At 69.7% G+C, this 23,448-nt stretch carries 23 protein-coding genes and 2 pseudogenes; 17 read left to right on the plus strand and 8 right to left on the minus strand.

Translation table 11 applies throughout. The annotated features are described in order from the left end of the window. Positions 1-45 precede the first annotated feature (45 nt). The 5 genes from C6A87_RS10795 (at position 46) to C6A87_RS10815 (ending at position 6,078) form a co-directional block, all read left to right on the plus strand. Positions 46-357 (plus strand): YlxR family protein, encoded by a 312-nt coding sequence (locus tag C6A87_RS10795; protein ID WP_396837088.1) that lies wholly within the window; start codon positions 46-48, stop codon positions 355-357. Between the two features lie 113 nt (positions 358-470). Then, positions 471-3,263, plus strand: a complete 2,793-nt coding sequence (gene infB, locus C6A87_RS10800; RefSeq protein ID WP_311117218.1) for a translation initiation factor IF-2 — start codon at positions 471-473, stop codon at positions 3,261-3,263. After that, the gene (gene rbfA, locus C6A87_RS10805) at positions 3,263-3,766 is read left to right on the plus strand and encodes a 30S ribosome-binding factor RbfA (RefSeq protein WP_311117219.1); all 504 of its coding nucleotides are present in this window, start codon (positions 3,263-3,265) and stop codon (positions 3,764-3,766) included. The genes infB and rbfA overlap by 1 nt, the downstream gene beginning before the upstream one ends. Then, positions 3,747-4,766 carry a bifunctional oligoribonuclease/PAP phosphatase NrnA gene (locus C6A87_RS10810; RefSeq protein WP_311117220.1) on the plus strand — a complete coding sequence of 340 codons (1,020 nt, stop codon included), beginning with the start codon at positions 3,747-3,749 and terminating at the stop codon, positions 4,764-4,766. The genes rbfA and C6A87_RS10810 overlap by 20 nt, the downstream gene beginning before the upstream one ends. Further along, positions 4,759-6,078, plus strand: a complete 1,320-nt coding sequence (locus tag C6A87_RS10815; RefSeq protein ID WP_311117221.1) for an MATE family efflux transporter — start codon at positions 4,759-4,761, stop codon at positions 6,076-6,078. Before C6A87_RS10810 ends, C6A87_RS10815 begins: the two co-directional genes overlap by 8 nt. A gap of 111 nt (positions 6,079-6,189) precedes the next feature. Here the strand turns inward: C6A87_RS10815 and C6A87_RS10820 are convergent, their stop codons facing one another. Continuing rightward, positions 6,190-6,963: an enoyl-CoA hydratase gene (locus tag C6A87_RS10820; protein ID WP_311117222.1), complete on the minus strand. Its 774-nt coding sequence runs from the start codon at positions 6,961-6,963 to the stop codon at positions 6,190-6,192. Between the two features lie 45 nt (positions 6,964-7,008). Between C6A87_RS10820 and C6A87_RS10825 the strand changes: the two are divergent. Next, a pseudogene (locus C6A87_RS10825) lies at positions 7,009-7,274 on the plus strand (DUF2277 domain-containing protein). Further along, positions 7,271-7,843, plus strand: a complete 573-nt coding sequence (locus C6A87_RS10830) for a DUF1802 family protein (RefSeq protein WP_311117223.1) — start codon at positions 7,271-7,273, stop codon at positions 7,841-7,843. The pseudogene C6A87_RS10825 and the gene C6A87_RS10830 overlap by 4 nt, the downstream one beginning before the upstream one ends. Here C6A87_RS10830 and C6A87_RS10835 read toward each other — a convergent pair. Both C6A87_RS10835 and C6A87_RS10840 read right to left on the minus strand, forming a co-directional pair. After that, complete coding sequence (locus C6A87_RS10835) at positions 7,832-9,469, minus strand: CocE/NonD family hydrolase (RefSeq protein ID WP_311117224.1); 1,638 nt, start codon at positions 9,467-9,469, stop codon at positions 7,832-7,834. The two genes, C6A87_RS10830 and C6A87_RS10835, sit on opposite strands and share 12 nt — an antisense overlap. Before the next feature lie 28 nt (positions 9,470-9,497). Next, positions 9,498-10,082: a DUF3558 domain-containing protein gene (locus tag C6A87_RS10840; RefSeq protein ID WP_311117225.1), complete on the minus strand. Its 585-nt coding sequence runs from the start codon at positions 10,080-10,082 to the stop codon at positions 9,498-9,500. Positions 10,083-10,215: 133 nt separating this feature from the next. On the opposite strand from C6A87_RS10840, the gene C6A87_RS10845 reads away from it, so the two are divergent. The 3 genes from C6A87_RS10845 (at position 10,216) to truB (ending at position 12,775) form a co-directional block, all read left to right on the plus strand. Further along, positions 10,216-11,196, plus strand: a complete 981-nt coding sequence (locus C6A87_RS10845; RefSeq protein WP_311117226.1) for a metallophosphoesterase — start codon at positions 10,216-10,218, stop codon at positions 11,194-11,196. Beyond that, positions 11,193-11,870, plus strand: coding sequence for a 4'-phosphopantetheinyl transferase (locus C6A87_RS10850; protein ID WP_311117227.1), 678 nt, complete (start codon positions 11,193-11,195; stop codon positions 11,868-11,870). Before C6A87_RS10845 ends, C6A87_RS10850 begins: the two co-directional genes overlap by 4 nt. Before the next feature lie 65 nt (positions 11,871-11,935). Continuing rightward, positions 11,936-12,775, plus strand: a complete 840-nt coding sequence (gene truB, locus C6A87_RS10855; protein ID WP_396837089.1) for a tRNA pseudouridine(55) synthase TruB — start codon at positions 11,936-11,938, stop codon at positions 12,773-12,775. A gap of 68 nt (positions 12,776-12,843) precedes the next feature. Here the strand turns inward: truB and C6A87_RS10860 are convergent, their stop codons facing one another. Together C6A87_RS10860 and mntR are read right to left on the minus strand one after the other, a co-directional pair. Beyond that, complete coding sequence (locus C6A87_RS10860; RefSeq protein WP_311117229.1) at positions 12,844-13,275, minus strand: SRPBCC family protein; 432 nt, start codon at positions 13,273-13,275, stop codon at positions 12,844-12,846. Positions 13,276-13,282: 7 nt separating this feature from the next. After that, on the minus strand, positions 13,283-14,005 hold the full coding sequence (gene mntR / locus C6A87_RS10865) for a manganese-binding transcriptional regulator MntR (RefSeq protein WP_311117230.1): 723 nt from the start codon (positions 14,003-14,005) through the stop codon (positions 13,283-13,285). 80 nt (positions 14,006-14,085) lie between these two features. Here mntR and C6A87_RS10870 point away from each other — a divergent pair, with 80 nt between their 5' ends. The 5 genes from C6A87_RS10870 (at position 14,086) to bla (ending at position 20,354) form a co-directional block, all read left to right on the plus strand. Further along, a complete protein-coding gene (locus C6A87_RS10870; protein ID WP_311117231.1) occupies positions 14,086-15,069 on the plus strand; it encodes a bifunctional riboflavin kinase/FAD synthetase in 984 nt (327 codons plus the stop codon). 154 nt (positions 15,070-15,223) lie between these two features. Then, positions 15,224-15,493, plus strand: coding sequence for a 30S ribosomal protein S15 (gene rpsO, locus C6A87_RS10875; protein WP_260751597.1), 270 nt, complete (start codon positions 15,224-15,226; stop codon positions 15,491-15,493). 403 nt (positions 15,494-15,896) lie between these two features. Continuing rightward, positions 15,897-18,158: a polyribonucleotide nucleotidyltransferase gene (locus C6A87_RS10880; RefSeq protein ID WP_311117232.1), complete on the plus strand. Its 2,262-nt coding sequence runs from the start codon at positions 15,897-15,899 to the stop codon at positions 18,156-18,158. After that, positions 18,133-19,443 carry a pitrilysin family protein gene (locus tag C6A87_RS10885; protein ID WP_311117233.1) on the plus strand — a complete coding sequence of 437 codons (1,311 nt, stop codon included), beginning with the start codon at positions 18,133-18,135 and terminating at the stop codon, positions 19,441-19,443. The genes C6A87_RS10880 and C6A87_RS10885 overlap by 26 nt, the downstream gene beginning before the upstream one ends. A gap of 17 nt (positions 19,444-19,460) precedes the next feature. Continuing rightward, entirely contained in the window at positions 19,461-20,354 is an 894-nt protein-coding gene (bla, locus tag C6A87_RS10890) for a class A beta-lactamase (protein ID WP_311117234.1), read from the plus strand. Here the strand turns inward: bla and C6A87_RS10895 are convergent. Continuing rightward, on the minus strand, positions 20,346-20,906 hold the full coding sequence (locus tag C6A87_RS10895) for a DUF4334 domain-containing protein (RefSeq protein WP_311117235.1): 561 nt from the start codon (positions 20,904-20,906) through the stop codon (positions 20,346-20,348). The genes bla and C6A87_RS10895 overlap by 9 nt on opposite strands. Positions 20,907-20,952: 46 nt before the next feature. On the opposite strand from C6A87_RS10895, the gene C6A87_RS10900 reads away from it, so the two are divergent. Continuing rightward, entirely contained in the window at positions 20,953-21,330 is a 378-nt protein-coding gene (locus C6A87_RS10900) for a YchJ family metal-binding protein (protein ID WP_311117236.1), read from the plus strand. A 7-nt stretch (positions 21,331-21,337) separates the two neighbouring features. Here C6A87_RS10900 and ald read toward each other — a convergent pair. Beyond that, positions 21,338-22,449, minus strand: a pseudogene (gene ald, locus C6A87_RS10905) (alanine dehydrogenase). Between the two features lie 93 nt (positions 22,450-22,542). Between ald and C6A87_RS10910 the strand changes: the two are divergent. Further along, the gene (locus C6A87_RS10910) at positions 22,543-23,055 is read left to right on the plus strand and encodes an Lrp/AsnC family transcriptional regulator (protein ID WP_311117237.1); all 513 of its coding nucleotides are present in this window, start codon (positions 22,543-22,545) and stop codon (positions 23,053-23,055) included. A gap of 3 nt (positions 23,056-23,058) precedes the next feature. On the opposite strand, the gene C6A87_RS10915 is transcribed toward C6A87_RS10910, so the two are convergent. Then, positions 23,059-23,442 carry a hypothetical protein gene (locus C6A87_RS10915; RefSeq protein ID WP_311117238.1) on the minus strand — a complete coding sequence of 128 codons (384 nt, stop codon included), beginning with the start codon at positions 23,440-23,442 and terminating at the stop codon, positions 23,059-23,061. Between the last annotated feature and the right edge of the window lie 6 nt (positions 23,443-23,448).

Consider the following 23,448-nt stretch of genomic DNA (forward strand, 5'->3'; position numbering starts at 1 on the left):
ATGACGGTAGACTCAGCTGTGATCCAGCGCGAGACATCGGCTCGGATGCAGAAAAACACCGCCACACCTTCGGGCGCACCGGTGCGGACCTGCATCGGATGCCGGAAACGAGAGCTGGCTGTCGATTTGCTCCGGGTTGTCGCTGTCGAAACCGGGAATGGCGAGCACGCCGTGACCGTTGACGCAGCAAGACGGCTTCCTGGGCGGGGCGCTTGGTTGCACCCCGATCCGGGATGCCTGCAAGCCGCAGTTCGGCGGCGGGCCTTCGGCCGAGCGTTACGGATCACCGGTTCACCGGACATCACCGCGTTGTCGCACGCGTTCCCAACCGGGAACGTGGCGGCTGACTCGGGCTAGAGAACAGGTAAGCGAAGAACATGAGCACACCGTGAAGTCCCGATGACCATGTGTCATAGCTAAACCGAGGCGCGGCGCCGACCACCGCTGTCGCCTCCCAGACAGGAGATGTAGTGGCAGGTAAGGCCCGCGTGCACGAGTTGGCTAAGGAACTCGGTGTCACAAGTAAGCAAGTACTCGCCCGGCTCAGTGAGCAAGGCGAATTCGTCAAGTCGGCATCCTCGACGGTGGAAGCTCCCGTCGCCCGCCGGCTGCGTGAATCGTTCGGTGGAAACAAGTCCGACAAGCGGGCCGCGCCGGCAGGCACCAACGGCTCCGCAGGTGTCACGGCGAAGCCGTCCGCCCCGCGGCCCGGTCCCAAGCCCGGCCCCCCGGTAGCACAGCAGCCCGCTGCCGCACCCGCGCCGCCGACGCCCCCGGCACCGCCCGCACCGGCACAACCTCCGGCAGCGCCCCCGGCCCCCGCCGCGGCAGCCCCGCAGGCGCCCCCGGCGGCCGAAGAGACCGCCGCCCGGCCCGCCGCCCCGACCCCGGGACCGCGTCCCGGTCCCGGTGGACCCCGGCCCGGTGCTCCCAAGCCGGCCCCGCGCACGCCGCGCGTCGGCAACAACCCCTTCTCGTCCCAGCAGCCCGTCGAGCGGCCCGCACCCAGGCCTCAGGGCCCGGCCGGCCCAGGCGGGCCCCGGCCCGGACCCGGCGCCGGTGGCCCCCGCCCCGGCGGCGGACCTCGTCCCGGCGCCACGCCGGGCAACATGCCGCCTCGTCCGCAGGGCGCACGTCCCGGCGGCGGCCCCCGTCCCGGTGGCGGTCCCCGTCCCGGCGGTGGCCCGCGTCCCGCACCCGGTGGTGTCGGCAGGCCCGGCGGCGGCGGTGGCGGCGGCGGTAACTACCGCGGCGGCGGCGCAGGTGCCGGCGGCGGAGCAGCCGCAGGCGGATTCCGTGGTCGCCCCGGTGGTGGCGGCGGTGGCCGTCCCGGCCAGCGCGGCGGTGCCGCAGGCGCCTTCGGCCGTCCCGGCGGCGCCCCGAAGCGCGGACGCAAGTCGAAGCGCGCGAAAAGGGCCGAATACGAGAACATGCAGGCCCCGGTCGTCGGTGGCGTGCGGCTTCCGCACGGCAACGGCGAGACCATCCGGCTGGCCCGCGGCGCATCGCTGAGCGACTTCGCCGAGAAGATCAATGCCAACCCGGCTTCGCTGGTGCAGGCGCTGTTCAACCTCGGCGAGATGGTCACCGCCACCCAGTCGGTGGGTGACGAGACCCTGGAGCTGCTCGGCAGCGAGATGAACTACGTCGTCCAGGTCGTGTCCCCGGAGGACGAGGACCGCGAGCTGCTGCAGTCCTTCGACCTCACCTACGGCGAGGACGAGGGCGGCGAGGAAGACCTCGAGTTCCGTCCGCCGGTGGTCACCGTCATGGGTCACGTCGACCACGGCAAGACCCGACTGCTGGACACCATCCGCAACGCCACCGTCCGCGAGGGCGAGGCCGGCGGCATCACCCAGCACATCGGCGCCTACCAGGTCACCGTCGACCTCGACGGCACCGAGCGGCCGATCACCTTCATCGACACCCCCGGTCACGAGGCGTTCACCGCCATGCGTGCCCGCGGTGCGAAGGCCACCGACATCGCGATCCTGGTGGTCGCCGCCGACGACGGCGTGATGCCGCAGACGGTGGAGGCCATCAACCACGCGCAGGCCGCCGACGTGCCGATCGTGGTCGCAGTCAACAAGATCGACAAGGAAGGCGCGGACCCCCAGCGGATCCGGGCGCAGCTGACCGAATACGGACTGGTGGCCGAGGAGTACGGCGGCGACACCATGTTCGTCGACATCTCCGCCAAGCAGGGCACCAACATCGAGGCTCTGCTGGAGGCTGTCATCCTGACCGCCGACGCGTCGCTGGACCTGCGGGCCAACCCCGACATGGAGGCCCAGGGTGTCGCGATCGAGGCCCACCTGGACCGCGGCCGCGGGCCGGTGGCGACCGTGCTCATCCAGCGCGGCACGCTGCGGGTCGGCGACTCGGTGGTCGCAGGCGATGCCTACGGCCGCGTGCGCCGCATGGTCGACGAGCACGGCGAGGACGTCACCGAGGCGCTCCCGTCGCGTCCGGTGCAGGTCATCGGCTTCACGTCGGTGCCTGGCGCAGGTGACAACTTCCTGGTCGTCGACGAGGACCGCATCGCCCGCCAGATCGCCGACCGGCGCAGTGCGCGCAAGCGCAACGCGCTGGCCGCCCGCACCCGCAAGCGGATCAGCCTGGAGGACCTGGATTCGGCGCTGAAGGAAACCAGCCAGCTGAACCTGATCCTCAAGGGCGACAACTCCGGCACCGTCGAGGCGCTGGAGGAAGCCCTGCTGGGCATCCAGATCGACGACGAGGTCGAGCTGCGCGTCATCGACCGCGGTGTCGGTGGCGTCACCGAGACCAACGTCAACCTCGCGTCGGCGTCGGATGCGATCATCATCGGCTTCAACGTCCGTGCCGAGGGCAAGGCGACCGAGCTGGCCAACCGCGAAGGTGTGGAGATCCGGTACTACTCGGTGATCTACCAGGCCATCGACGAGATCGAGAGCGCGCTCAAGGGCATGCTCAAGCCGATCTACGAGGAGAAGGAACTCGGCCGCGCCGAGATCCGGGCGATCTTCCGGTCGTCGAAGGTCGGCAACATCGCCGGCTGCCTCGTCCAGTCCGGCATCATGCGCCGCAACGCCAAGGCGCGGCTGCTCCGCGACAACGTCGTGGTCGCCGAGAACCTCACCGTCTCGTCGCTGCGGCGTGAGAAGGAAGACGTCACCGAGGTCCGCGACGGTTATGAGTGCGGTCTGACGCTGACCTACAACGACATCAAGGAAGGCGACGTCATCGAGACCTACGAGCTCGTCGAGAAGGCGAGGACGTAGTGGCTGATCCCGCACGGGCGAAGCGGCTGGCCAAGCGGATCTCCACCATCGTCGCGACCGCGATCGAGTACGAGATCAAGGATCCCCGGCTCACCGGGGTGACGATCACGGACGCGAAGGTCACCAACGACCTGCACGACGCCACGTTGTTCTACACGGTGCTGGGCCGGTCCCTCGACGAAGAGCCTGACTACGACGGTGCCGCAGCCGCCCTTGAGAAAGCCAAGGGCGTGCTGCGGACCAAGGTGGGGGCGGCGTTGGGGGTCCGGTTCACGCCGACGCTCGCGTTCTCGCGAGACACGGTGCCCGACACGGCGCACCGGATGGAGGAACTGCTGGCCCGCGCGCGAGCGGCCGATGAGGATTTGGCGAGAGTTCGGCAGGGCGCCAAGCACGCCGGTGAGTCTGACCCGTACCGTGTACCTGGGGCGGAGGACGAAGCAACCGGGGACGCTGAGGACACGGGTGACCTTGACACGCTCGATGACAGACGCGGCAGCTGAAGCCCTGACCGCTGCCCGGTTGGGCAGCTCGGCCGCCGCGGGCGCCAGCGTCGACGCCTGCAAAGCCGCCGAACTGCTCACCGCCGCTGACACCGTCAGTGTGGTGTGCCACGTGTTCCCCGACGCCGACACCATCGGCGCCGGACTGGCGCTGGCGCTGGTCCTGGACAAGGCCGGCAAGCGTGTCCAGGTGAGTTTCGCCGAGCCCGACGAGCTTCCCGAGTCGCTGCACACGCTGCCCGGTGGCCAGTTGCTGGTCGCGCCGCATGATCTGCGCCGCGACGCCGACCTGGTGGTCACCGTCGACATCCCCAGCGTGAACCGTCTGGGGACGCTCGTCGAGCTGATCAGGCCGGGCCGTCCGGTGCTGGTCATCGACCACCACGCGTCGAATCAGTTGTTCGGCACCGCGAACTTCGTCGACCCCGCAGCGGATTCGACGACGATGCTGGTCGCCGACCTGCTCGACGCGTGGGAGACACCGATCGACCTGCCGGTGGCGCACTGCCTGTACGCCGGGTTGGCCACCGACACCGGATCGTTCCGCTGGGCCAGCGCCCGCGCGCACCGGCTGGCGGCGCGGCTGGTCGAGATCGGCGTCGACAACGCCGCGGTGAGCCGGACGCTGATGGACTCGCATCCGTTCGCGTGGCTGCCCATGCTGTCGCGGGTGCTGGGCTCGGCACGCCTGGACGCCGACGCGGCCGGTGGCCGCGGGCTGGTGTTCGCGATCGTCGACCACGAGGAGTTGTCGGCAGCCCGCTCGGAGGAGATCGAGAGCATCGTCGACATCGTGCGCACCACCCAGCAGGCCGAGGTGGCTGCGGTGTTCAAGGAAATCGGGCCCCGGCGGTGGTCGGTGTCGATGAGGTCCAAGTCGCTGGACGTGTCGACGGTCGCCGGCACCTTCGGCGGGGGCGGGCACCGGCTGGCCGCCGGCTACTCGGCGACCGGAACCGCTGACGACCTGGTCGCCGCGCTGCGTGCTGCCCTTGGCTGACGCGCTCGAACCGGCGACCAACCGACGGATCGCCGCGCTCGCGTTCCCGGCTCTCGGCGTCCTCGCCGCCGAACCCGTCTATCTACTGTTCGACCTGGCGGTGATCGGCCGCCTCGGCGCGCTGAGCCTGGCCGGCCTGGCGATCGGCGCGCTGGTCATGGGCGTGCTGAGTTCACAGCTGACCTTCCTGTCCTACGGCACCACCGCACGTGCGGCGCGCCTGTACGGCGCGGGCGACCGCCGGGCCGCTGTCGAGGAGGGCGTGCAGGCCACCTGGCTGGCGCTGGGCATCGGGACGGCGATCGTCGTCACGGTGCAGCTGACCGCGCGGCCGCTCGTGTCCGCTTTGGCCGCCGGCGGTGAGATCGCCGACGCGGCGCTGCCGTGGGTGCGCATCGCCAGCCTGGCCGTCCCGGCGATCCTGATCGCCGCCGCGGGGAACGGGTGGATGCGCGGCGTGCAGGACACCATGCGGCCGCTGCGCTACGTGGTCTTCGGGTTCGCGGTCTCGGCGGTGCTGTGTCCGGTGCTGGTGTACGGCTGGCTGGGCGCCCCCGAACTCGGGCTGCCCGGTTCGGCGGTGGCCAATGTGGTCGGGCAGTACCTGGCCGCGGTGCTGTTCTGCCGGGCGTTGCTGGTCGAGAAGGTGCCGCTACGGCTGCGGCCGCAGGTGCTGGGGGCGCAGGTGGTGATGGGTCGCGACCTGGTGCTGCGCACCATGGCGTTCCAGGCCTGCTTCATCTCCGCAGGTGCGGTGGCCGCCCGGTTCGGCGCCGCTGCCGTCGCCGCTCACCAGGTGGTGCTGCAGTTGTGGAGTTTCCTTGCGCTGGTGCTCGATTCGCTGGCGATCGCCGCCCAGTCACTGGTCGGTGCCGCGCTCGGAGCCGGGCAGTTGGGCCACGCCAAGACGGTGGCGTGGCGGGTGACGATCTTCTCCACCGTCGCCGGTGTGGTGCTGGCCGCGGTGTTCGCGCTGGGCAACTCGGTGTTCCCGGCGGTGTTCACCTCGGACCGTTCGGTGCTCGACCAGATCGGGGTGCCCTGGTGGTTCCTGGTGGCCCAGTTGCCGATCGCCGGCATCGTCTTCGCGATCGACGGGGTGCTGCTGGGGGCCGGCGACGCCACCTTCATGCGCAACGCGACGCTGATCAGTGCCTTGGTCGGCTTCCTGCCGCTGATCTGGCTGTCGCTGGCATTCGGATGGGGACTGCTGGGCATCTGGGCCGGGCTGAGCACGTTCATGGTGCTGCGCCTGGTGTTCGTCGGCTGGCGGGCGCTGTCGGGGCGCTGGCTGGTGCCGGGCACCCGCTGACGCCCTGGACTTTCAGTCCGCCGTCACGCCCACGAACGTGCGCGAACTTCGTCATCTGCCCGGCGTGTTGGCCGCTGACACGCACGCTCGCGGCTGGGGGAGGGCTGGGTTCTACTGTCGGACCTGCGTCCGGCCGCGGTCGATCACTTCGCTTCGGCTCGCCGCGATGTCGTCACCGGAGGTGCTGCTCATCCAGTCCCGCGCCGCGGCCGCTTCCTGCCACAACGCTGCGCCGTTCTGCGTCTCGTCGATCTGGTGGTACGACGCCAGCAGCGCGCGCACCGCCTTCTGGTTGTTGCCGACGATCGACGCGGCGATCCGCCGCGCGGTGTCCAGCAGTTCCGCGTGCGGCACGACCTGGGTGACGAGCCCGCAGCGCAGCGCCTCCTCGGCCGACAGGTAGTCACCGGTCATGCTCATCCGGCGTGCCATCCCGACGCCGACCTTCTGCGGCAGCCGCACCGACAGGCCCCACGTCGGCAGCAGCCCGACGCGCGCGTGGGTGTCGGCGAAGCTCGCCTGCTCGGAGGCGATCAGGATGTCGCAGTACAGCGCGATCTCCAGACCACCGGTCACCGCGGCGCCGTTGATCGCACCGATCACCGGCTTGGTCATCGGCGGCCACTTCGGCGAGATGTCGGGCAGTTCGGTGGTGTCGCCGAGCTCCTTGAGGTCCAGACCCGCGCAGAACACCGGGTCGGCGCCGGTCAGGATCACCACGTCGACGTCGTCGTCGGCCTGGGCCTCCCGCAACGCGCCGAACAGTGCCTTGCGCAGCGCGGACGAGAGCGCGTTGCGCGACCGGGGCCGGTTCAGGGTCAGGGTCCGGACCCGATCCCGGGTGTCGATCAGCAGGACGTCCTCGGTGGAATTCTCGGTGCTCATCGGCTCACCGTATCGGCTGCGGCGTCCGCGCCTAGCGTGGATCCCATGTGCCGAAACATCACCGAGCTGAGGGGTCTGGAGCGGCCGCCACGGCCGACGAGATCGAGGCCGCCGCACGCCAGTACGTCCGCAAGGTCAGCGGCATCACCCGGCCGTCGGGGACCAACGTCGACGCGTTCGAAACGGCCGTCGCGGAGGTCACCGCATCCACCCGCCGGCTGCTGGCCGGTCTGCAGCCGCGCAGGCAGCCGCCGAAAACCGTGCCGCCGCTGCGCCGGCCTGAAGTGCGCGCCCGGCTGAACCTCGGATGACCACCACCCTGACCCATCCCGCGCTCAAAGAGTGGAGCGCGGCGATCCACGCGCTGCTCGACGGCAGGCAGACCGTGCTGCTGCGCAAGGGCGGCATTCACGAGAAGCGCTTCGAGCTCGCTCCCGACGTGGCCGCGTCGCGGTTCCTGCTCTTCCCGACCGTCGCGCACAGTCATACCGAGCGTGTCCGTGCCGAACACCGCGACCTGCTGGAGCCCGCCGCCGCGGACAGCACCGAGGACGCCGTCGTGGTGCGGGCCGGCGCGAACGTGGTCGCCGCGGTCGCGGTGGAACGCCCGGAGAATCTGGACGCCATTGCACCGCTGCACATCTGGACCGCCGAATCGGTGCAGTCCGACCGTCTCGACTTCCGGCCCAAGCACCGGTTGACCGCGCTGGTGGTGTCGGCGGTGCCGCTGGCCGAGCCGGTGCGCCTGACCCGCACCCCCGACTACCGGGGCTGTTCGAGCTGGGTCTCGCTCCCGGTCACCCCGGCCTGGGGCGAGCCCGTGCACATTGACGCCGAACTGGAGCGGATCGCGCGGCAGGTGCGGGACTCAGTGGGCTGACGGCGGCTCCGGGCCCGCCGGCAACGCCAGCCGGGTGCCCGCACCGAGGTGCACCGTGTGCCGGGCGGTCGCGAAAGTGGTTGCGGTGGCGACCGGTTCCCCGGTACCCAGGTTGCGCAGGAAGCGCGGATGAGACCCGCCGGCGATCAGCACCCGGATCCGCGAACCCGCCGGGAACGTCCACGCGACGGGATCCAGCTCGACGCGCACGGTGCCCGAATCCGGCGCCGACGCCACGTAGCCGTCACTGACCTTGCGGGAGCGGCCGTCCGCGTCGACCTGACTGATGCGCACGAACACGTCGTTGTGCGGGTTGGCGCACGAGTGCGCCAGCTCCAGCACCGGCACGCCGACCACGTACAGGTCCGCGGCCAGCGCGGTGCCGGTGAACGTCAGCACGTCGGCGCGGCGGGCGAGCTCGGTGTCGTCGCGGTAGCCGCCGACGGGGGAGAGCAGCCGGCCGCCGACCGTCGGGGTCGGATCGGCGGGGTTGTAGACGAAGGTGGCCGAATGGCCGTCCCCGGGCGCCACCGGGGCCAGTCCGCCGCCCGGGGCGGGATGCAGCACCAGCTCCGGCATCACCGGCGGCCAGTCCGGCAGTTCCAGCCAGCCCCGGCCGGCCAGGTGGATCCGCACCGGCGAGCGGCGTTGCGGCGCCGCGCCGCCCAGATGGGTGGCCAGCCAGTCCAGGCTTTCCCGCAGCACGGTCGGAGCGCCCTTGGTCATGATCTGCCCGTGGGTCCACGGCCCGACGGTGAGGCCCGTGGGCACGCCGCGGCCGCTGAGCATGCGGTAGTGCTCGACGGTCTGCTCGACGAACAGGTCCTGCCAGCCGGTCAGCAGCAGCACCGGCACCTCGGCGCGAGCCAGGGCGTCGCGCAGCCGCACCCGGGTCCAGAACGGGTCGTCGCCGTCGGGGTGGTCCAGCCACGACTCGAACCACGGCGCGCCGTCGCCGAGCAGTCTGCGGCTGGCGGCGCCGAGCGGCAAGTCCAGCGACGCCGCGGTGACCCGCCGCTGGGCGCCGGTCTGCCGGACCAGGGCGCGCAGCCGGTTCGGGTCCTCCTGATGGCCCACCAGCTCGCTCCAGCCGAGGAAGTCGTTGAGCCCGAACGAGCCGGTGCCCCACCGGGGCCCGCTGACGTCGTCAGGCCCGACGGTGATCACCGCGGCGGTGAGCTCCGGCGGTGGGTCGGTGAGCAGCGCCCACTGGGTGAAGCCGAGATAGGACAGCCCGATGGTGGCGAACGTGCCGGTGAACCACGGCTGGTCGCGCAGCCAGGCGGCGGTGTCGGCGCCGTCGTCGACCTCGTTGACGAACGGATCGAACTGTCCGCCCGAGCCGTAGGTACCGCGGACGCTCTGGAAGACGACGTGGTAGCCGCGGGCGGCATAGACCGAACCGAACAGCGCCGCGAACGGGAAGCCGCGGCCGTACGGGCCGCGGATCAGCAGGGTGCCCGCCGGCGCGTCGGTGCGCGGTGCGTAGTGGTCGGCGACCAGCTCGACGCCGTCGCGCATCGGCACCGGCACGGCCCGCCGGACCGTGAAGTCGCAGACCGGCGGCGGCAGACCGAGCGCGCGGCTGGTGGCGTGCCGGGCCAGCCGCGAAAGCTGTGAGCTCATCTAACCGACCCTACTGACGGGCCGTCGGTCAGAAGACGTAGTACGGGCTCAGTTCGTGCGCGCGCTGCAGGTTGGTCTGCATGCAGTCCGGGTCCGGCTCGGAGTACACCGGTGAGTAGAACAGCGACTGCTGGATCACGCCGTAGCTGGTCTTGAACGCCACCATGCAGGTGATCCACCAGCGGTTGTTCCAGTCGGTGGGCTTCATGATCCAGAACTGGGCCGCGCGGTGTCCGTTGATGTCGAGTTCGACCGCGTCGGCAGGCAGCGTCTCCTCGTAGGTGCGCCACACGATCGTCTCGACGGCCATCTGGTAGTTCCCGGCGTCGTACTTGCAGCGCAGGCCGTCCTCGTGTGCCGGCGGGGTGAACGCCAGCCCGAGCCGGCTGACGGCGTCGAGCGGAATTTCCTCGCACGGATTGAACGGGTCGGGATCGGTGAGATCGAGCACCGGCCACTTGATCGTGGTGGTCGCGTTCGGCAACGGCACGAACGTCGACCGCAGATCGACGCGGTCCGGGCTCGCCGTCACGGCCGGGTCGGTCTGCCAGACCACCATCACCGCTGCGACCAGCGCGCACAGCGCCGAGAACAGTCGCAGCTTGGCGACCATGACACCCCCTGGGTTTCGTGGCCGCCGTGGGAACGGGCCGCCGCCGGCATCGTCGTCGTTCTGCCGGGAGTGTAGCGGGCGCCCGCCGGGCCCACGGCAGGAACTTAGAACATGTTCTAGTTGCCGGTGGGCGATGCCGCGGTACTCCCCAGTAGGCTTGGCGGTCGTGACCACTGACGAACGGCGCCCGACTTTGTGGGCGGTCAGTGACCTCCATACCGGGCACACCGGCAACAAGCCGGTCACCGAGTCGCTGTATCCGGCCTCGCCGGACGATTGGCTGATCGTGGCCGGGGATGTCGCCGAACGCACGGACGAGATCCGGTGGGCGCTGGACCTGCTGCGAAAACGGTTCGCCAAGGTGATCTGGGTGCCGGGCAACCACGAATTGTGGACCACCAACCGCGATCCGATGCAGATCTTCGGCAAGGCCCGGTACGACTACCTGGTCAACATGTGCGACGAGATGGGCATCGTGACGCCCGAGCACCCGTACCCGGTCTGGACCGAGGAGGGTGGCCCGGCCACGATCGTGCCGATGTTCCTGCTCTACGACTATTCGTTCCTGCCCCAGGGCGCGGGCACCAAGGCCGAGGGCCTGGCCATCGCCAAGGAACGCAACATCGTGGGCACCGACGAGTACCTGCTGTCGGCCGAACCGTATTCGACCCGCGACGCGTGGTGCCGCGACCGGGTCAACCAAACCCGCAAGCGGCTCGAAGACCTCGACTGGATGACGCCGACCGTCCAGGTCAACCACTTCCCGATGGTCCGCGAACCCTGCGACGCGATGTTCTACCCCGAGTTCTCGCTGTGGTGCGGCACCACCGCGACCGCCGACTGGCACACCCGCTACAACGCCATCTGCTCGGTGTACGGGCACCTGCACATACCGCGCACCACCTGGTACGACGGCGTGCGGTTCGAGGAAGTCTCGGTGGGCTATCCGCGCGAGTGGCGCCGCCGCCGGCCCTACCGCTGGCTGCGCCAGATCCTGCCGGACCCGAAGTACGCGCCCGGCTATCTCAACGAGTTCGGCGGGCATTTCCAGATCACCCAGGAGATGCGCGACAACGCCGCCAAGGTGCAGCAGCGGATCAGGGACCGGGCGTGATCGCAGCGAAACTGCTCGCCGGCGTGCTGCCCGGCGAGGTCGACGCGCTGGCCGCGGCCGAGATGTACTCCGACCCCAAGGAGTTGGCTCCGCTGCCGGAGGAGGAGCCGCTGATCGCCAAGTCGGTGGCCAAGCGGCGCAACGAGTTCGTGACGGTGCGCTACTGCGCGCGCCAGGCGCTGGTCGACCTCGGCATGGAGCCGGTGCCGATCCTCAAGGGCCCCAAGGGCGAACCGTGCTGGCCCGACGGCGTCGTCGGGAGTCTGACCCACTGTGAGGGGTTCCGCGGCGCCGCCGTGGGCCGACAGGCCCAGGTGCGCTCGCTGGGCATCGACGCCGAACCACACGGCGTGCTGCCCGACGGCGTGCTCGACGCGATCAGCCTGCCCGCCGAACGGCACGAGCTCTCCGGTCTGCCCGCGGGGGTGCACTGGGACCGGGTGTTGTTCTGCGCCAAGGAGGCGACCTACAAGGCGTGGTTCCCGCTGACCCACCGGTGGCTGGGATTCGAGGACGCCCACATCACCTTCGAGGTCGACGCCACCGGTCAGGCCGGGACGTTCACCTCGGAGATCCTGATCGACCCGGCCGCGGAGTCGGGACCGCCGCTGACCTCGCTGGCCGGCCGGTGGGCGGTCCGCGACGGCATCGCGCTGACCGCGATCGTGCTGTGAGCGCCGGCGTGCACCCGAGGAGCAGTCCGGATCCGGGGCTGGTCGTGGTCGACAAGCCGGGCGGCATGACCAGCCACGACGTGGTGGGCCGGTGCCGCCGACTGTTCGGCACCCGCAAGGTCGGCCACGCCGGCACGCTGGACCCGATGGCCACCGGCGTGCTGGTCGTCGGCATCGAACGCGCCACCAAGATCCTGGGACTGCTGACCGCGACGGACAAGTCGTACACCGCCACCATCCGGCTGGGCCAGACGACGTCGACCGAGGACGCCGAAGGGGAACTGCTGGAGTCGGTTTCGGCGGCATCGGTCACCGACGAACAGATCGAGGCGGCCGTCGCCCCGCTGCGCGGCCGGATCGACCAGGTGCCGTCGGCGGTCTCCGCGATCAAGGTCGACGGCAAGCGGGCCTACCAGATGGTCCGGGAGGGCCACGCCGTGGAACTGGCCGCCCGCCCGGTGCGCATCGAGCGGTTCGACGTGCTCGAGGTGCGGCGGGCCGGGGAACTGGTGGACGTGGATGTGGCCGTGGACTGTTCGAGCGGCACCTACATCCGGGCGCTGGCCCGCGACGTCGGCGCCGCGCTCGGGGTGGGCGGGCATCTGACCGCGTTGCGCCGCACCCGAGTGGGCGGATTCGGGCTCGATCAGGCGCGCACCCTCGAACAACTGGCCGAGCACGCCGAGCTCAGCTGGTCCCTCGACGAGGCCTGTCTGCAGGCGTTCCCGCGCCGCGACCTGTCCGACGCGGAGGTCGTCGACACCGGCCACGGCCGCCCGCTGGCACCGGCCGGCATCGAGGGCGTGTACGCCGCGACCGCCCCGGACGGCCGGGTGATGGCGCTGCTGGAGGACGCCGGTGCGCGCACCAAGTCCGTCGTGGTGATCCGGCCCGCCACCCTGTAGTCAGGCTCGCGTCTTGATCGAGCTCGCGTCTTGATCAAGCTCGCGTCTTGATCAAGCTCGCGTCTTGATCAAGCGTAGAGACGCTCGAACTCCTTGATCGACTTGTCGATGTCGCCCTTGACCGCGCGCACCGCCGCGGAGCCGATCGGACCGAACAGCGGCGCGCCGCCCAGATCCATCCGCACGGTGAACGTGCAGCCGTCCCCGTCGGGAACGACCTTCATCGCCAGCTTGTAGCGCGTCCCGCCGACGCCCTCGCCGCTGATCGCCAGCGCCGACGGCGGGTCGAACTCGCGCACCGTCCACGTCACCCGGTTGCGCATGCCCTTGGCGCCGGCCACCCCGACCACCGTGGCGCCGGGGCCGAGCTCCTCGGGCAGTTCCGAGCGCCAGCCCTGATGCATGCTCATCCAGTCGCCCAGCGTGGACAGGTCCGACGCGTGCGCCCAGGCCTTGTCGGCCGACATGGGCAGGGAACGCGACATCTCGAGCTTGGCCATCTGACTCCTATGCTATGACCCAGATCGCTTGTGCGGCCGGGCTTCCCAGATCGACGGTGGTTTCGGTTCCGGGTTCTGCGGCGTCGGGGTGCGCCGGGTTCTTTATGGCCACCGAGATCATCCCGGCGAAGTCCCGGCGCGCCACCACCCGCAACCGGGAGTCCAGGCTGATCCCGACGGTGTCGAAATACCGCAGCATCTCCGGGTCGGCGTCGGAGATGCGCGCGACGGTGCCCGCGTCGCCGTCCTGGCAGTCCGACAGCTGGCGGGCCGGCGGGGTCGGGACCTTGCCGTCGGCGGCCGGGATCGGGTCGCCGTGCGGGTCCCTGGTCGGATATCCGAGCTTGGCGTCGATCCGGTCGAGCATCCGGTCGGACACGGCGTGCTCGAGCACCTCGGCCTCGTCGTGCACCTCGTCCCAGCCGTAACCGAGCTCGTTGACCAGGAACGTCTCCATCAGCCGGTGCCTGCGCACCATGGCCAGCGCGGCACGGCGCCCGGCGTCGGTCAGGGTGACCGCGCCGTACTTCTCGTGATCGACCAGACCCTGGTCGGCGAGTTTGCGGATGGATTCCGACGCGGTGCTGGCCGACACCCCGATCCGGTCGGCGAGCAGTTTGGTGCTGACCTTCTCGTGCGACCACTCCTGCGCGGTCCAGATGACTTTCAGGTAGTCCTGGGCGACCGTCGACAGATCGGCGGGGTTGTCGCGGCTTCCGTCAGGACTCACGAGGATGAAGTTTAGGCAATCATCACCTGATCCGGTGGTGCTGCTGGGCCTCCGGTGTGCCCAGACCGTAGGCTAGCGGCGTGCAGCGCTGGCGGGGGCAGGACGAAATCCCCACAGACTGGGGCCGATGTGTCGTCACCATCGGAGTATTCGACGGTGTCCATCGAGGGCACCAAGAGCTGATCAGCCGTGCGGTGAAGGCGGGCCGGTCCCGGGGCGTCCCGGTCGTGCTGATGACCTTCGACCCGCACCCGATGGAGGTGGTGTTCCCGGGCAGTCACCCGGCGCAACTCACCACGCTCACCCGGCGCGCCGAACTCGTCGAGGAACTGGGCATCGACGTCTTCCTGGTGATGCCGTTCACCGCCGACTTCATGAAGCTCACCCCCGAGCGGTACGTCCACGAGTTGCTCGTCGAACGACTGCACGCCGTCGAGGTGGTCGTCGGGGAGAACTTCACCTTCGGCAAGAAGGCCGCGGGCAACGTGGAGCTGCTGCGCAAGGCGGGGGAGCGCTTCGGTTTCGCGGTGGACTCGCTGACCCTGGTCTCCGAGGCCGCCGAACCGGCCCGGCACGAGTCGGTGACGTTCTCGTCGACCTACATCCGGTCCTGCGTCGACGCCGGCGACATGGTCGCCGCGGCCGAGGCGCTCGGCCGGCCGCACCGGGTCGAGGGAGTGGTCGTGCGCGGCGACGGCCGCGGGCGGGTGCTCGGGTTCCCGACCGCCAACGTCGCGCCGCCGATGTACTCGGCGATCCCGGCCGACGGCGTCTACGCGGCGTGGTTCACCGTGCTCGGGCACGGCCCGGTCGTCGGCACCGTGACCCCGGGCGAGCGCTACCAGGCCGCGGTGTCGGTCGGCACCAACCCGACGTTCTCCGGGCGCACCCGCACCGTCGAGGCGTTCGTCCTCGACACCACCGCCGACCTCTACGGCCAGCACGTCGCCGTCGACTTCGTCGCCCGCCTGCGCGGGCAGGAGAAGTTCGACTCGGTGGCCGATCTGGTGACCGCCATGACCGCCGACACCGAACGCGCCCGGACCATCCTTTCGGCCCGCTAGCTGGGCTTTCGCCGATTAACAGGCCACGCGGTGGCGCTGCTAGACTTCCTGCCGACCCGGCACGTGCTGCAGTTCGCGGTGGCCGTGCTTCACAGGGTCCGGAATCTGATCCCGGACCCTTCATGTTCGCGGACCGAATTGATGGAGTTGTTTCGTGGCGCTCACTGCCGAACAGAAGAAGGAAATCCTGGGCCAGTACGGCCTGCACGACACCGACACCGGTTCTCCGGAGGCCCAGGTCGCGCTGCTGACCAAGCGGATCGTCGACCTCACCGAGCACCTCAAGCAGCACAAGCACGACCACCACTCGCGTCGTGGTCTGCTGCTGCTCGTCGGCCGCCGCCGCCGGCTGCTCAAGTACGTCGCCCAGGTCGACGTGCAGCGCTACCGGTCGCTGATCGAGCGTCTCGGCCTGCGCCGCTGACGCGTCCGGCCTGACCGCCGGATCCTCACACGTTGCGAGCCCCGTGGCCGTGACCGCCCCGCGCGGTCACGGCCACGGGCGTTTTGCGGCGCGGCCGCAAACGGTGGATTAGGGGTTTCCGGTATGTCCCAATGTAGCATGGGTGCGTTCGGATGCCGTAGGGCACGAACAGCATGGGTGCGGTCCTCGCAGATCCGCGAGCACCGCTCCCGCGTGACATGACACGAACCGCCCGATCGCGCGGTCTTCGGTAGTGGCTGCCGGAGCGAGAACTCCGGCCGCTTCGATCGACGGCCGTCGACGCATCCGGGCGCGGCTTCCCGGGTCTCCGGAGTTGGCCGCACACACCGCGCGTGCTCACGCGAAACCGCTGATGTGAATCAGAGAGGTCATACGGACGTCTATGTCTGTAGTTGAAATCGAAGAAGGCGTGTTCGAATCGACCGCCACCATCGACAACGGGAGCTTCGGCACCCGCACCATCCGTTTCGAGACCGGCCGGCTGGCCCAGCAGGCCGCAGGCGCCGTCGTCGCCTACCTCGACGACGAGACCATGCTGCTGAGCGCCACCACCGCCAGCAAGAGCCCCAAGGACCATTTCGACTTCTTCCCGTTGACCATCGACGTGGAAGAGCGGATGTACGCCGCGGGCCGCATCCCCGGCTCGTTCTTCCGCCGCGAGGGCCGTCCGTCCACGGACGCGATCCTGACCTGCCGTCTGATCGACCGGCCGCTGCGCCCGTCGTTCGTCAGCGGTCTGCGCAACGAGATCCAGGTCGTCGTCACCGTGCTGAGCCTGGATCCCAAGGATCTGTACGACGTGCTGGCCATCAACGCCGCGTCGGCGTCCACCCAGATCTCCGGCCTGCCGTTCTCCGGCCCGGTCGGCGGTGTGCGCGTCGCCCTCATCGACGGCCAGTGGGTCGCGTTCCCGACTGTCGAGCAGCTGGAGAAGGCCGTGTTCGACATGGTCGTCGCGGGCCGCAAGGTCGGTGACGACCCCAACGACGTCGCGATCATGATGGTCGAGGCCGAGGCCACCGAGAACGTCATCGAGCTGGTCGCCGGCGGTGCGGGCGCACCGACCGAGACCGTCGTGGCCGAGGGCCTGGAGGCCGCCAAGCCGTTCATCGCCGTGTTGTGCGATGCGCAGCAGGCGCTGGCCGACAAGGCCGCCAAGCCGGTCGCCGACTACCCGCTGTTCCCGGACTACCAGGACGACGTCTTCTACTCGGTCGCCTCGGTGGCCACCGACGAGCTGTCGAAGGCGCTGGCGATCCCGGGCAAGGCCGATCGTGACGCCCGCACCGACGAGATCAAGGCCGAGGTGCTCGAGCGCCTCGGGGAGACCTACGCCGGCCGCGAGAAGGAGATCGGCGCCGCGTACCGCGCGCTGACCAAGAAGCTCGTCCGCCAGCGGATCCTGACCGACCACTTCCGGATCGACGGCCGCGGTGTCACCGACATCCGCGCGCTCTCGGCCGAGGTCGCGGTCGTCCCGCGGGCACACGGCAGCTCGCTGTTCGAGCGTGGCGAGACCCAGATCCTGGGCATCACCACCCTCGACATGGTCAAGATGGCCCAGCAGATCGACTCGCTCGGGCCCGAGACGTCCAAGCGCTACATGCACCACTACAACTTCCCGCCGTACTCGACCGGTGAGACCGGTCGCGTCGGTTCGCCCAAGCGCCGCGAGATCGGCCACGGCGCGCTGGCCGAGCGTGCGCTGGTGCCGGTGCTGCCGAGCGTTGAGGAGTTCCCGTACGCGATCCGTCAGGTGTCGGAGGCGCTGAGCTCCAACGGCTCGACCTCGATGGGCTCGGTGTGTGCGTCGACGCTGTCGCTGCTCAACGCCGGTGTGCCGCTGAAGGCGCCGGTTGCCGGTATCGCGATGGGCCTGGTGTCCGACGACGTCGAAGTCGACGGCAAGACCGAGCGTCGCTTCGTCACGCTGACCGACATCCTCGGCGCCGAGGATGCCTTCGGCGACATGGACTTCAAGTGCGCGGGCACCAAGGACTTCGTCACCGCCCTGCAGTTGGACACCAAGCTCGACGGCATCCCGTCGCAGGTGCTGGCCGGTGCGCTCGCGCAGGCCAAGGACGCCCGGATCACCATCCTCGAGGTGATGGCCGAGGCCATCGACGCCCCCGACGAGATGAGCCCGTACGCGCCGCGCATCACCACGATCAAGGTTCCGGTCGACAAGATCGGTGAGGTCATCGGGCCCAAGGGCAAGATGATCAACTCGATCACCGAGGAGACCGGCGCGTCGATCTCCATCGAGGACGACGGCACCGTGTTCGTCGGCGCGTCCAACGGCGAGGCGGCACAGGCGGCGATCGACAAGATCAACGCGATCGCCAACCCGCAGCTGCCCAAGGTCGGCGAGCGGTTCCTCGGAACCGTGGTCAAGACGACTGACTTCGGCGCTTTCGTGTCGCTGCTGCCCGGTCGCGACGGCCTGGTGCACATCTCGAAGCTGGGGCGCGGCAAGCGGATCAACAAGGTCGAGGATGTCGCCAAGGTCGGCGACAAGCTGCGCGTGGAGATCGCCGACATCGACAACCGCGGCAAGATCTCGCTGGTCCTGGTCGCCGAGGATTCGGAGACCGCGGACGCATCTGCTGACGCACCGGTTGATGCAGCGTCGACCAGCAGCTGAGTCGAAGGCGGTGCGCCGCACCCTGTTGCCCGGTGGCCTGCGCGTGGTCACCGAGCACATCCCGTCGGTGCATTCCGCATCGGTCGGGGTGTGGGTCAACGTCGGATCCCGCGACGAGGGCCGCAGCGTGGCCGGTGCGGCGCACTTCCTCGAACACCTGCTGTTCAAGGCGACGCCGACCCGCTCCGCGGTGCAGATCGCGCAGTCGGTCGACGCCGTCGGCGGTGAACTGAACGCGTTCACCACCCGGGAGCACACCTGCTACTACGCACACGTGCTGGACTCGGATCTGGCGCTGGCCGTGGACCTCGTCGCCGACGTGGTGCTGCGCGGCCGGTGCCAGGCCGAGGACGTCGAGATCGAGCGGGACGTGGTGCTCGAAGAGATCGCCATGCGCGACGACGATCCCGAGGACACGCTCGGCGACGTCTTCCTGTCGGCGATGTTCGGCGACCACCCGGTCGGCCGGCCCGTCATCGGCAGCGTGGAGTCGATCTCGGCGATGACGCGCGCCCAACTGCATTCGTTCCATCTGCGCCGGTACACGCCGGACCGGATGGTCGTCGCGGTCGCGGGCAACGTCGAGCACGCTGAGGTCGTGAAGCTGGTCCGGGAGCACTTCGGTCCCCGGCTGGTGCGCGGCCGGTCGCCGGTGCCACCGCGCAAGGGTGCGGGCCGGGTCAACGGCAAGCCCACGCTGGAGCTGGTGCGCCGGGACGCCGAGCAGACGCATCTGTCGCTCGGGGTGCGGACGCCGGGACGACACTGGGAGCACCGCTGGGCGTTGTCGGTGCTCAACACCGCGCTCGGCGGGGGCCTGAGTTCCCGTCTGTTCCAGCAGATCCGGGAGACGCGCGGGCTGGCCTACTCGGTGTACTCGACCGTCGACACGTTCGCCGAGAGCGGTGCGCTGTCGGTGTACGCCGGCTGCCTGCCGGAGCGGTTCGCCGAGGTGGTCCGGGTGACCACCGACGTGCTCGCCGAGGTGGCCCGTGACGGCATCACCGCCGAGGAGTGCCGCATCGCGAAGGGCTCGCTGCGCGGCGGGCTCGTTCTGGGGCTGGAGGATTCGGCGTCTCGGATGAACCGGATCGGGCGCAGCGAGCTGAACTACGGCGAGCACCGCACGATCGCCGACACGCTGGCCCACATTGAGGAAGTCACCCTCGAAGACGTCAACGCGGTGGCCCGGGAGTTGCTGACGCGGCCCTTCGGGGGTGCGGTACTGGGCCCGGTGCGGTCAAAACGCGCTCTGCCACGGCCGTTGCAGAAGATCGCGGGTTGACCGTAGCCTGACTCCCGATGACGGAATTCAACCGACGGCACGTGTTGTTCGGTGGGGTGTCGCTGGCTGCCCTGGTCGCCTGTTCACCCAAGACTGTTCTCGCCGAGCCTGCCGGACCGCTGCCCCCACCCGACGAGCGCCTGCAGGCGCTGGCCCAACGGCATGATGCGGAGATCGGCGTCTACGCAGTCGATCTCGTCACGCAGCACAACCTCGCGTTCCGCGCGGACGAGACCTTCGCGGTGTGTTCGACGATCAAGACCTACATCGCCGCGGCGGTTCTGCAGCGCACCCAGACGGGGCAGTTGTCCCTGCAGGACACGGTCCCGATCGAACCCGACGACATCCGGCCGCACTCGCCGGTGACCGAACCGCGGGTGGGGACATCGATGACACTGGCCGAGTTGTGCCAGGCGGCACTGCAGCAGAGCGACAACGCGGCGGCCAACGGACTGCTCGGCGTGCTGGGCGGTCCGCCCGCGGTCACCGCGTTCGCGCGCAGCATCGGCGACGACCGCACGCGGCTGGACCGCTGGGAGGTGGAGTTGAACTCCGCCGTGCCCGGGGATCCGCGGGACACCAGCACTCCGCGCGCACTGGGCCTCGGTTACCGCGAGATCCTCACCGGTGACGTGCTGGAACCGACTGTGCGCCAACAGCTCCTGGACTGGATGCGGGCCAATCAGACCTCCAGCATGCGCGCTGGACTGCCTGCCGGGTACACCAGCGCCGACAAGACGGGCAGCGGGGACTACGGCACGACCAACGACGTCGGCGTGGTCTACGGTCCGGCCGGTCAGCAGGTGCTGCTGTCGCTGATGACGAAGTCGGCCTCGGGGGATCCGGACGCGCCCAGCCTGCGCCCGCTCATCGGAGAGCTGGCGGCGCTGGTGCTCGCGGAACTAGGTTAGCCGCAGCGAGTTGTCGCGCTGCAGCACGAAGAAGTACGGCTTCCTGATGCCGCGCAGGTCCATCGCGCCGAGCACGGTCCGCTCGTCGATCGACCGGAAGACGTCGTTGACCGGCACCTGGTCGTAGATCATCGTCGCGGTGTCGACTCCGCGGTAGCGGGTGGTGCGCAGCCGCGCCTTGGGCCCGCCCGCCTTGAGTGCCGGCCTGAGCAGGGGGACGACGCCGGCGAAGCCGCGCCGCTTGAGCACGGGCAGCCTGGTGGCCACGCCGAGCCCGGCGAACGCCGGTGCGGGGTTCAGCGGCCACAGGGCTTTTCCGTCGGCGGTGGGAAAGAGCAGCGGATGGACGGTCTCGCTGTCGGTGAAGTGCTTGCCCCACCACCCGCTGGCGGTCAGCAGCCCGTCGAGGGGATGACCGGTCGGCACTTCGGCGCCGTGCCAGGTGCCGAACATGGACTCGGGTTCCACGGCCGGACGCGAGTCGAACAGTTCCAGCGCATCGGCGGTGGTCGTCGGAATGTCGCCACCCAGGAGTTCGGTGAGCACCAGCATGTCCCCGATTGTACGTTGACACGTGTCAAGTCGGCAGACTGTCCTGATGCGAGCCGATGATCCATGCCCGTGCGGCACCGGTGATCCGTACGGGCGTTGCTGCCTCCCGTTGCATGTGGGCGAACGCCAGGCAAGCAGCGCCGAGCAACTGATGAGGTCGCGGTACAGCGCCTACGTGGTGGGCGCGTCCGAATACGTGTGGCGCACCTGGCATCCGCGGACCCGCCCCGCCGAGGTCGCCGACGACGTCACGGTGACCTGGACACGGCTGGAGATTCTCGACGTGGTCGACGGCGGGCCCGGCGACGAGACCGGGGAGGTGGAGTTCCGTGCCCACCACCGGGCCGGCGCGCTGCACGAGAGGTCTCGGTTCGCGACCCGCGCCGGCCGGTGGTTCTACCTCGACGGCGAACTCCTCGACTGAGGGCCGCTCAGCCGAGCAGGGCGGCCGGGTCGGTGTAGGGCAGGTCCAGGTCGGCCGCCACCTGCTCGGACAGCAGCGCGCCCTCGTGGGTGGAGAGTCCCTTCGCCAGTGCGGCGTCGGCCCGGCATGCACCGCGCCAGCCGTTGTCGGCGAGCTGGAGCACGTACGGCAGGGTGGCGTTCGTGAGCGCGTACGTCGAGGAACGCGGCACTGCGCCGGGCATGTTGGCCACGCAGTAGAACACCGTGTCGTGCACGGCGAACGTCGGGTCGTCGTGCGTGGTCGGGTGCGAGTCCTCGAAGCAGCCACCCTGGTCGATCGCGATGTCGACCAGCACCGCACCCGACTTCATCGCTGCGACAGTGGAATTGGTGACCAGCTTGGGCGCCTTGGCGCCGGGGACCAGCACCGCGCCGATGACGAGGTCGGCTCCCTTGACCGCGTCCTCGAGGTCGAGGGAGGACGAGTACCGGGTCTCGATGCTGCCGTTGAACTCGTTGTCGATCTTGCGCAGCGTGTTGATGCTGACGTCGAACACGTTGACGTGGGCGCCCATGCCCTTGGCGATGCGGGCCGCGTTGTAGCCGGCCACCCCGCCGCCGATGACGACGACCTCGGCCGGTGCGACACCGGGCACGCCGCCCATCAGCACGCCGCGGCCGCCGTGGCTGCGCATCAGGTGGTAGGCGCCGACCTGGGCCGACAGCCGGCGACCTCGCTCATCGGCGCCAGCAGTGGCAGCGCGCCGTCCGGGGTCTGCACGGTCTCGTACGCGATGGACGTCGTGCGCGATGCCATGAGCGCGTCGGTGCACGGCTTGGACGCGGCCAGATGCAGGTAGGTGAACAGCGTCTGGCCCTCGCGCATGCGCGGGTACTCCGACTCGATCGGTTCCTTGACCTTGAGCAACAGGTCGGCCTCGGCCCACACCTCGTCGGCACCGGCGATCAGCTGTGCGCCGGCACGCTTGAAGTCGGTATCGGCGATCGACGAGCCGTCGCCCGCGCCGGACTGGACGAGCACGTCGTGGCCGCGTGCGACCAGCTCGGCGACACCCGACGGGGTGATCGCGACGCGGTACTCGTTGTTCTTGATCTCGGTCGGGACTCCGACGCGCATGATCGCTCCTCGTGATGGGGACTGGGTAAGTAAAGTGTGAAGAAACCGCGGAATGCAGGCAATATTCCTGTCAAAGATTCTGGAGATACGAGGGTGGCAGAAGGATCGTCAGCAAGGGCCGAGTCGAGGGCGGCAGCGCCGAAGGATGTTCGGGCCGAGGTCGACGACATCGACCGCCGGATCCTGACGGCCTTGCACGCCGATGCCCGGATGCCCAACAGCGCACTGGCCGAGTTGGTCGGCATCGCACCGTCGACCTGTCACGGCAGGGTGCGCCGCCTGCAGGAGATGGGGGTGATCCGGGGGTTCTACGCCGACATCGATCCTGCGGCGATCGGGTTGACCCTCCAGGCGATGATCTCGGTCAACCTGCAGTTCACCGCGCGCGGCAAGATCCGCAACTTCATCCAGCAGATCCGCAGCAAGCCGCAGGTCATGGATGTGTACTTCCTCGCGGGCGCCGACGATTTCATTCTGCACGTGGCCGCGCGGGACACCGACGATCTGCGCAAGTTCGTCGTCGAGAACCTCAACGCCGACGCCGACGTCGCAGGCACCCAGACCTCACTGATCTTCGAGCATCTGCGCGGCGCGTCGCCGCTGTGACGGTCAGGCCGGCGTCAGCGTGACGTTGTGCAGTGCGACGGCGACGTCGGTGGGTGCGATGTCGACGAACGTCGGCGCGTCCCGCAACGCCTCGCCGGTGCCGATGATGTTCTCCGGAGATGTTGGCGTGCAAGGGAAATTGCTGCACCGGAACCATCGGCCGGGCGGGCTCTGATAGGGCTGCATGCTGGGGGACTGGTCCACCCGGTAATGCCCGGGCGGGATGAAAGTGGTCGCCCAACCGTCGCGGGGCTGGGTGGTGACTCCGAAGACGCCGTTGCTGCCGTAGGGCGCCGCGACCGCGGGCGCTGCGGACAGCGCGCCGCCCGTGAGCGCGCACGCGGCAACCAGGGTGAGCGCCGGCCATCGCCGGTGGGCACGAGTCATGCCATG

Source organism: Mycobacterium sp. ITM-2016-00317 (genome assembly GCF_002968295.1).
In the GTDB taxonomy this organism is placed as follows: Bacteria; Actinomycetota; Actinomycetes; order Mycobacteriales; family Mycobacteriaceae; genus Mycobacterium.

What these genes read in the sequence shown, in the direction of transcription:
- C6A87_RS10915 (WP_311117238.1), bottom strand. Translation starts at nt 23,442, where the DNA reads ATGACTCGTGCCCACCGGCGATGGCCGGCGCTCACCCTGGTTGCCGCG.
- C6A87_RS10880 (WP_311117232.1), top strand. Translation starts at nt 15,897, where the DNA reads ATGTCTGTAGTTGAAATCGAAGAAGGCGTGTTCGAATCGACCGCCACC.
- C6A87_RS10860 (WP_311117229.1), bottom strand. Translation starts at nt 13,275, where the DNA reads ATGGCCAAGCTCGAGATGTCGCGTTCCCTGCCCATGTCGGCCGACAAG.
- C6A87_RS10895 (WP_311117235.1), bottom strand. Translation starts at nt 20,906, where the DNA reads ATGCTGGTGCTCACCGAACTCCTGGGTGGCGACATTCCGACGACCACC.
- C6A87_RS10795 (WP_396837088.1), top strand. Translation starts at nt 46, where the DNA reads ATGCAGAAAAACACCGCCACACCTTCGGGCGCACCGGTGCGGACCTGC.
- C6A87_RS10835 (WP_311117224.1), bottom strand. Translation starts at nt 9,469, where the DNA reads ATGAGCTCACAGCTTTCGCGGCTGGCCCGGCACGCCACCAGCCGCGCG.
- C6A87_RS10900 (WP_311117236.1), top strand. Translation starts at nt 20,953, where the DNA reads ATGCGAGCCGATGATCCATGCCCGTGCGGCACCGGTGATCCGTACGGG.
- C6A87_RS10840 (WP_311117225.1), bottom strand. Translation starts at nt 10,082, where the DNA reads ATGGTCGCCAAGCTGCGACTGTTCTCGGCGCTGTGCGCGCTGGTCGCA.
- C6A87_RS10845 (WP_311117226.1), top strand. Translation starts at nt 10,216, where the DNA reads ATGCCGCGGTACTCCCCAGTAGGCTTGGCGGTCGTGACCACTGACGAA.
- truB (WP_396837089.1), top strand. Translation starts at nt 11,936, where the DNA reads ATGACCAGCCACGACGTGGTGGGCCGGTGCCGCCGACTGTTCGGCACC.
- C6A87_RS10820 (WP_311117222.1), bottom strand. Translation starts at nt 6,963, where the DNA reads ATGAGCACCGAGAATTCCACCGAGGACGTCCTGCTGATCGACACCCGG.
- bla (WP_311117234.1), top strand. Translation starts at nt 19,461, where the DNA reads ATGACGGAATTCAACCGACGGCACGTGTTGTTCGGTGGGGTGTCGCTG.
- C6A87_RS10830 (WP_311117223.1), top strand. Translation starts at nt 7,271, where the DNA reads ATGACCACCACCCTGACCCATCCCGCGCTCAAAGAGTGGAGCGCGGCG.
- C6A87_RS10810 (WP_311117220.1), top strand. Translation starts at nt 3,747, where the DNA reads ATGACAGACGCGGCAGCTGAAGCCCTGACCGCTGCCCGGTTGGGCAGC.